This window comes from Bacillus sp. SIMBA_005 (genome assembly GCF_046535585.1).
Lineage (GTDB): Bacteria > Bacillota > Bacilli > Bacillales > Bacillaceae > Bacillus > Bacillus pumilus.
This window is the reverse complement of record NZ_JAWRWI010000006.1, coordinates 326,074-332,486: the sequence shown is the minus strand read 5'-3', so window position 1 is coordinate 332,486 and position 6,413 is coordinate 326,074. Positions and strand designations below refer to the sequence as shown.

Annotated in this window: 7 protein-coding genes; 3 read left to right on the top strand and 4 right to left on the bottom strand. The window is 40.8% G+C overall.

The genetic code is table 11. The annotated features are described in order from the left end of the window. Window positions 1-229: 229 nt before the first annotated feature. The gene (locus SB660_RS12620; RefSeq protein ID WP_003217861.1) at window positions 230-1,108 is read right to left on the bottom strand and encodes a nucleotidyltransferase-like protein; all 879 of its coding nucleotides are present in this window, start codon (window positions 1,106-1,108) and stop codon (window positions 230-232) included. 189 nt (window positions 1,109-1,297) lie between these two features. Here SB660_RS12620 and SB660_RS12615 point away from each other — a divergent pair, with 189 nt between their 5' ends. Beyond that, on the top strand, window positions 1,298-1,645 hold the full coding sequence (locus SB660_RS12615; RefSeq protein ID WP_003217804.1) for a YgzB family protein: 348 nt from the start codon (window positions 1,298-1,300) through the stop codon (window positions 1,643-1,645). Window positions 1,646-1,679: 34 nt separating this feature from the next. Here the strand turns inward: SB660_RS12615 and perR are convergent, their stop codons facing one another. Together perR and bcp are read right to left on the bottom strand one after the other, a co-directional pair. Continuing rightward, window positions 1,680-2,117 (bottom strand): peroxide-responsive transcriptional repressor PerR, encoded by a 438-nt coding sequence (gene perR, locus SB660_RS12610; protein WP_012009347.1) that lies wholly within the window; start codon window positions 2,115-2,117, stop codon window positions 1,680-1,682. A gap of 157 nt (window positions 2,118-2,274) precedes the next feature. Next, window positions 2,275-2,742, bottom strand: a complete 468-nt coding sequence (bcp, locus tag SB660_RS12605; RefSeq protein WP_012009346.1) for a thioredoxin-dependent thiol peroxidase — start codon at window positions 2,740-2,742, stop codon at window positions 2,275-2,277. Window positions 2,743-2,871: 129 nt separating this feature from the next. Here bcp and SB660_RS12600 point away from each other — a divergent pair, with 129 nt between their 5' ends. Together SB660_RS12600 and SB660_RS12595 are read left to right on the top strand one after the other, a co-directional pair. Next, on the top strand, window positions 2,872-4,167 hold the full coding sequence (locus SB660_RS12600) for a glutamate-1-semialdehyde 2,1-aminomutase (protein WP_410582805.1): 1,296 nt from the start codon (window positions 2,872-2,874) through the stop codon (window positions 4,165-4,167). Between the two features lie 246 nt (window positions 4,168-4,413). Then, on the top strand, window positions 4,414-5,487 hold the full coding sequence (locus SB660_RS12595; RefSeq protein ID WP_058015788.1) for an FUSC family protein: 1,074 nt from the start codon (window positions 4,414-4,416) through the stop codon (window positions 5,485-5,487). Between the two features lie 29 nt (window positions 5,488-5,516). Here the strand turns inward: SB660_RS12595 and SB660_RS12590 are convergent, their stop codons facing one another. Further along, window positions 5,517-6,413: an ABC transporter permease gene (locus tag SB660_RS12590; RefSeq protein WP_410582803.1), complete on the bottom strand. Its 897-nt coding sequence runs from the start codon at window positions 6,411-6,413 to the stop codon at window positions 5,517-5,519.

Genomic DNA, 6,413 nt, shown 5'->3' with positions numbered 1-6,413 from the left:
ACCTATGATATTTCATAGGATTTTTTTATAAAAACTCGAATTAACAGGTACGTTTTGTCTTGTTTAGTTTTCAAAGATCATCTCCGCCGTCTCTCAGAGGCGACTTTCTCAATATAACATTTCGACGCTGTGTGCGTCAAGTGTTTTTTAGAATTTCTTTTTGTCAGCTTTTCTTTCAAAGCAACTTGGTTGCTCATTAGCGACGTATAATAATATACCATCATAATATTCAGGCGTCAATATCTTTTTTCACAAAATATCCTCGATGATAGATTTTTTGTCCCTTTGTCTCAATCGGCTCCACTTGGACAATTCCTTTTTCCACAAAGAAATCAATCATGACGCTAAGGTCAGGCGTGAAATACTTGAGGTCAGGATGCGCGAGCAGCTCGCCAAAAAGCCATATATCTTGCTGTTCCATGACATGACGCAAATGAGCGGCACCAATTTCTGCTTTTGAATGGATCAAAAAGTCATTTGCTAAAAATAAAAGTTCCAAACGCTTATGAAGGCTTTCGTGGCTTTCAATGAGTTCTGAATAAAGTTTATAAACTTCCGGTTCCATATGTCGCACCTGATTCCAAACTGTCACTTCTGGATGGAAGCCTTTATCGATTACTTCAATACGTGCCAAATGATGCAGCGCATGCACAATTGAATTATATGCATCAAGGAATTGATTTGACTCAAAAAATGCTTTTCCTTCTATATATCTGCGAATTAGCTTGCCGTATTCTAAACCGATTTTAAGTTTGCGGTTTGAAAATGGGAATGTACTCAGGTCATCAATTAAGTTAAAAATATATTCATTTCGGTCAAATAGGACTTTCCCATTCAAAATCCAATCAATGATTCGGCGGTTCGTGCCAAGGGTAATCCATTCCTTCAACTGCTCATCTGTGACAACATTTAAAGAAGCTGTTTGGTGATCCGATTCATAGTGCTTGATAAATAACGGCTCTTCCGCTTCTTTTACAATGACTAGAAGTGCTGCATCAAAGTTATCCGTCTCAGAAGATACCTTGTGTCTTCTTTCTACTATAATCACAGCCAATGTGTCTGGATGACTTGCTCTCTCTTGATAAATAGGACGGAGAAGATTTTCCATAGTGATTCCTCCAATACTCGGGTGTAAAGTTCTTCTCTAATGCTATGTATTTCTCCTCATAGAATCAAAATTCCTTCAATTCAAGAAAAAAGATCATTGAACCATTATAAGCAATTTATTCACAAAACTCTATATCTAATTCAAACGGAAAGGTAAAATGTGCTATATTGGAGACAAGGGGGACTAGGGATGGCGAAATACTCCAGTAAGATTAATAAAATCAGAACATTTGCACTTAGTTTGGTTTTTGTTGGCTTTCTGATCATGTATATCGGTGTGTTCTTCAAGGAATCGATTTGGCTGTCGACTTTCTTTATGCTGCTCGGCGTCTTATCGATCGGATTGAGTACAGTGGTTTACTTTTGGATCGGTATGCTTTCTACGAAGGCAGTCCGTGTCGTATGTCCAGGCTGTGAGAAGGAAACAAAAGTGCTTGGACGGGTGGACATGTGTATGCATTGCAGAGAGCCGCTTACACTCGATCCAGCATTAGAAGGCAAAGAGTTTGATGAATCCTACAATCGAAAAAAGTCATAAAAAAAGCTGACCATTTAACCGGTCAGCTTTTTCATTAATGATTTTCTTTTTTCGCACATTCTTGACAAGTCCCATAGATCTCCAAGCGATGATGACTGACTTTAAAGCCCGTCACATGGGATGCAAGCTGTTCAACTTCATCAAGGCCAGGATAATGAAAGTCCACTATTTTTCCGCAGTTTTCACAAATCGCATGGTAATGGTCAGATGTCGCAAAATCAAATCGGCTTGAGGAATCACCGTACGTTAATTCCTTTACTAATCCAGATTCCCGGAAGACTCGTAAATTGTTGTAAACCGTTGCGACACTCATATTTGGAAATTTACCTTCAAGTGCTTTATATATATCGTCCGCGGTTGGGTGAGTCATAGAATTTACGAGAAACTCCAAGATGGCATGGCGCTGCGGAGTAATTCGAACACCGGTTTCTTTTAAAGCATCTAAAGCGTCTTTTAGTTCGTGAGCAGCCATTTCATCATGCACCTCTCTTCAAAAATATTCTTATATTATAATCTTTATAAATAGTGTACCCCCAGAGCCGAATCTTTGTCAATTACAATCCTCTTTTTTACCTATTCTTCTTCACAAAAAAGACCGGCATGTGTGCCGGTCCTATCCTGTGATGATATTAAGCGTGAGCTTTTAGTTCCTCAAGCGCTTCTTCTACGTGGTCTTTCACCTTAACTTTTCTCCACTCTTTCACAAGCGTTCCTTCTTTATTAATAAGAAACGTTGAACGTTCGATGCCCATGTATTCTTTGCCAAAGTTCTTTTTCAGCTTCCATACTCCAAAGGCTTCAGACAATTTCTGTTCATCGTCTACAAGAAGTAAGAACGGTAAATCATGTTTTTCTTTAAACTTTTGATGCTTGTCCTGACTGTCTGGGCTTACGCCGATAATGACAGCATCTAATTCTGCAAAGCTTTGATGGCGATCGCGGAAATCACATGCTTCTGTTGTACAGCCGGGTGTCATATCTTTTGGATAGAAATAAAGGACAATATGTTTTCCTTTAAAGTCAGAAAGCTTTACTTTCTCCCCGTTGTCACCGGTTAATTCGATTTCAGGTACTTGCTGGCCTACTTCGATTGTCATGACACAATCCCTCCAACCTATTTTTTAAATAGCCTATCCAATTTTGAGAGGATATTCAACTAAGGACGCTTGCATTGGCATGTTAAAATAATGATAGACGACGTGATACGTTGAGATAGGAGGCTATTTATGAAATTCACAGAATCAGAAAAATTACATCAAGAGGCGCTGGAGCATATTGTTGGAGGTGTCAACAGCCCCTCTCGTTCATATAAGGCAGTAGGCGGCGGTTCACCCGTGGCTATGGAAAAAGGAGAAGGCGCTTATTTTTGGGATCTTGACGGTAATCGCTATATCGATTATCTAGCAGCATACGGCCCCATTATTACAGGACATGCCCACCCTCATATTACAAAAGCGATTACAAAAGCGGCTGAATCAGGCGTTCTTTACGGAACGCCAACGAAGCATGAAGTCACTTTTGCTAAAATGCTGAAGGAAGCCATGCCTGCTTTGGACAAAGTTCGCTTTGTCAATTCAGGTACTGAAGCGGTGATGACAACGATTCGTGTGGCACGTGCATATACAGGCAGAACAAAAATCATTAAGTTTGCCGGGTGCTATCACGGTCACTCTGATCTTGTACTTGTGGCAGCTGGCTCTGGTCCTTCCACTTTAGGAACCCCTGATTCAGCCGGCGTACCAAAAAGCATCGCCAATGAAGTCATTACCGTTCCATTTAATGATATTGACAGCTACAAAGAAGCATTGGATCGATGGGGCGATGAAGTCGCAGCTGTCCTTGTCGAGCCAATTGTCGGGAACTTCGGCATCGTAGAACCTAAGGACAGTTTCCTGCAACAAGTCAATGACCTCACTCATGAAAAGGGCGCACTTGTGATCTATGATGAAGTAATTACAGCTTTCCGCTTTATGTACGGAGGCGCACAGGACTTGCTTCAAGTAAAACCTGACCTCACTGCATTAGGAAAAATCATTGGCGGCGGACTTCCGATCGGTGCTTATGGCGGTAAAAAAGAAATTATGGAGCAAGTCGCTCCTCTTGGACCGGCCTATCAAGCTGGCACGATGGCAGGAAATCCTGCATCCATTCTTTCTGGTATTGCCTGCTTGGAAGTGTTAAAACAAGATGGTGTTTACGAACGTCTAGATCAGCTTGGCGCTATGCTAGAAGAAGGCATTTTAGCCCATGCAAAAAAACATCAAGTAGATATTACAGTGAACCGCTTAAAAGGGGCTCTTACTGTCTACTTCACAAAAGAAACCATTGTAAACTATGAGCAGGCTGAAAATACGGATGGCGAAATGTTCGCCCGCTTCTTTAAATTAATGCTTTCGCAAGGGATTAACCTCGCTCCTTCTAAATATGAAGCTTGGTTCTTAACGATCGCACATACTGAAAAAGATATTTCTAAGACGCTACAAGCAGTAGATCATGCGTTTGAACAGTTGAAACAATCATAATAGGGTCAAAAACAGGCGTAAAAAGATGCGCCTGTTTTTTTATTTATCAGCTCTTGTTTGTCAAAAGCGTGTGAATCTGTTACATTTCTTCTCAATACCTTCTTTTGATGTTTTCATGAACTTTCAAAAATCACTTGAATATTTCGGAAGACCGCTGTATATTACTTAGTTGTTCATCAAAATATTTATAATAAATGACGAGTGATCATCTATTATCTAAAAGAAAGGAATGCAGGGACAAAACCAATGAAACTTGGAGCCCGTATTTTAAAAACCGGTATTGCCATTGTACTCGCGCTTTACCTGGCAACATGGCTTGGGTTGCCAACGCCCGTCTTCGCGGGAATTGCAGCTGTATTTGCTATCCAGCCATCTATTTATCGATCTTTTTTAACGATTATTGATCAAGTGCAAGCCAATATTATCGGAGCAGCACTTGCCATTACGTTCGGCCTGCTTTTTGGCACTGGACCAGTCATTATCGGTTTAACCGCTGTCATGGTCATCGCCATTAATTTAAAGCTGAAGATTGAACACACGATTCCAATTGCACTTGTAACCGTCATTGCGATTTTAGAAAGTGCAGGGGATCATTTCCTTTCCTTTGCCTTAATTCGAACAGCTACTGTGGTGTTAGGAGTTCTTTCTTCATTTTTAGTGAATTTAATCTTCCTGCCGCCAAAGTATGAAACAAAGCTTGTTCATCACATTATGGAAAATACGGAGGAGATTTTAAAATGGATCCGTCTGAGCTCCAGACAGTCTACTGATCATTCCACTTTAAAGGATGACATCGATCAAATAAAAGAACGCATGATCAAATTAGATCACATTTACTTGTTATACAAAGAGGAACGAAGCTATTTAAAGAAAACAACCTATGTAAAATCAAGAAAGCTCGTTTTGTTTAGACAGGCCATTATGGCATCGAATCGCGCTCTTTACTTGCTGAAAAAGCTTCATAAATTAGAAAATGAAATTCATTTGATGCCAGAGCATTTCAGGGAAAGCTTAACAGATGAAATTGATTACTTACTGTATTGGCATGAGCGCACCTTGATGAAATTCGTCGGTAAAATGAAACCGCAGGACGATGAATTTCAAAATGAATGCTCTCTTCGTCTTGAAACGTTAACGAAATCATTTATCCAGCATCAGCAAAACCAAGAAAATGACTTGCTCGATTACAATATGCTAAATGTTATGTCCAGCATCATCGAATACCGTGATGAACTAGAGCATTTAGATACATTGATTACAAGCTTCCAGACGTATCACCCAAAAGACAGTGAAATTGAGACAGAAGAAAAAGAAGCATAGACAGAAAAGACCAATTCCTAGAATTGGTCTTATTTTATTTTCTTCATTTTAGGATCCAGTGTGTCACGTAATCCATCTCCCATCAGGTTAAAACCTAAAACTGTCAGCATGATCGCGACACCTGGGAAAATTAATGTCCAAGGGGCTTGAACGAGATAAGGTCTCGCATCGGCAAGCATTTTCCCCCACTCTGGGCTTGGTGCCTGTGCACCTAATCCTAAAAAACCTAAAGCTGCTGCCTCAATAATCGCTGTTCCGATCGCAAGCGTCGCCTGTACGATGACCGGCACCATACTATTTGGCAGAATGTGATGCAGCACGATGCGGCGGTGTGACATCCCAACCGCCTTTGCTGCTAGCACGTATTCTTCTTGTTTAATACTCAGCACTTTTGAACGAACGAGCCGTCCAAAGGTTGGGACATTAATAATCGCAATGGCAATAAGGGCATTTTGTAAGGAGGGGCCTAAGATGGAGACGATCGCAATCGCCAGTAGAATACTAGGAAAAGCGAGTAAAATATCAAATACTCTCGAGATCACAGCATCTAGCACTCTACCGCCATAGCCTGCAATCAATCCAAGCAGTGTGCCTAAAATGACAGACCCGAGAACCGAGAAGAAACCAACCCATAAGGAAATCCGCGCGCCATGCACAACTCTTGAGAATATATCTCTGCCGAAATCATCTGTACCAAACCAGTGCGCAGCTGATGGTGCACTAAATCGCTCACCGAGAGATTGTTCATTGATTCCAAAAGGAGCAATGAGCGGTGCGAATATTGCTAAGATCAGAAATAAAAAGACAATCACACTGCCAATGACCGCCAGCTTGTGCTGAAAGAACAGCTTCATCGATTCAAGAATCAATGAATGAGAGCGTTCTTCTTTTGGTTGAGGTGGTTCAAGCTCTTTTTGTGCTTCCAT

Bases quoted from the DNA above. Each gene is read 5' to 3' on its own strand.
- SB660_RS12620 (WP_003217861.1), bottom strand. From the start codon at position 1,108: ATGGAAAATCTTCTCCGTCCTATTTATCAAGAGAGAGCAAGTCATCCA.
- SB660_RS12595 (WP_058015788.1), top strand. From the start codon at position 4,414: ATGAAACTTGGAGCCCGTATTTTAAAAACCGGTATTGCCATTGTACTC.
- perR (WP_012009347.1), bottom strand. From the start codon at position 2,117: ATGGCTGCTCACGAACTAAAAGACGCTTTAGATGCTTTAAAAGAAACC.
- SB660_RS12590 (WP_410582803.1), bottom strand. From the start codon at position 6,413: ATGGAAGCACAAAAAGAGCTTGAACCACCTCAACCAAAAGAAGAACGC.
- bcp (WP_012009346.1), bottom strand. From the start codon at position 2,742: ATGACAATCGAAGTAGGCCAGCAAGTACCTGAAATCGAATTAACCGGT.
- SB660_RS12600 (WP_410582805.1), top strand. From the start codon at position 2,872: ATGAAATTCACAGAATCAGAAAAATTACATCAAGAGGCGCTGGAGCAT.
- SB660_RS12615 (WP_003217804.1), top strand. From the start codon at position 1,298: ATGGCGAAATACTCCAGTAAGATTAATAAAATCAGAACATTTGCACTT.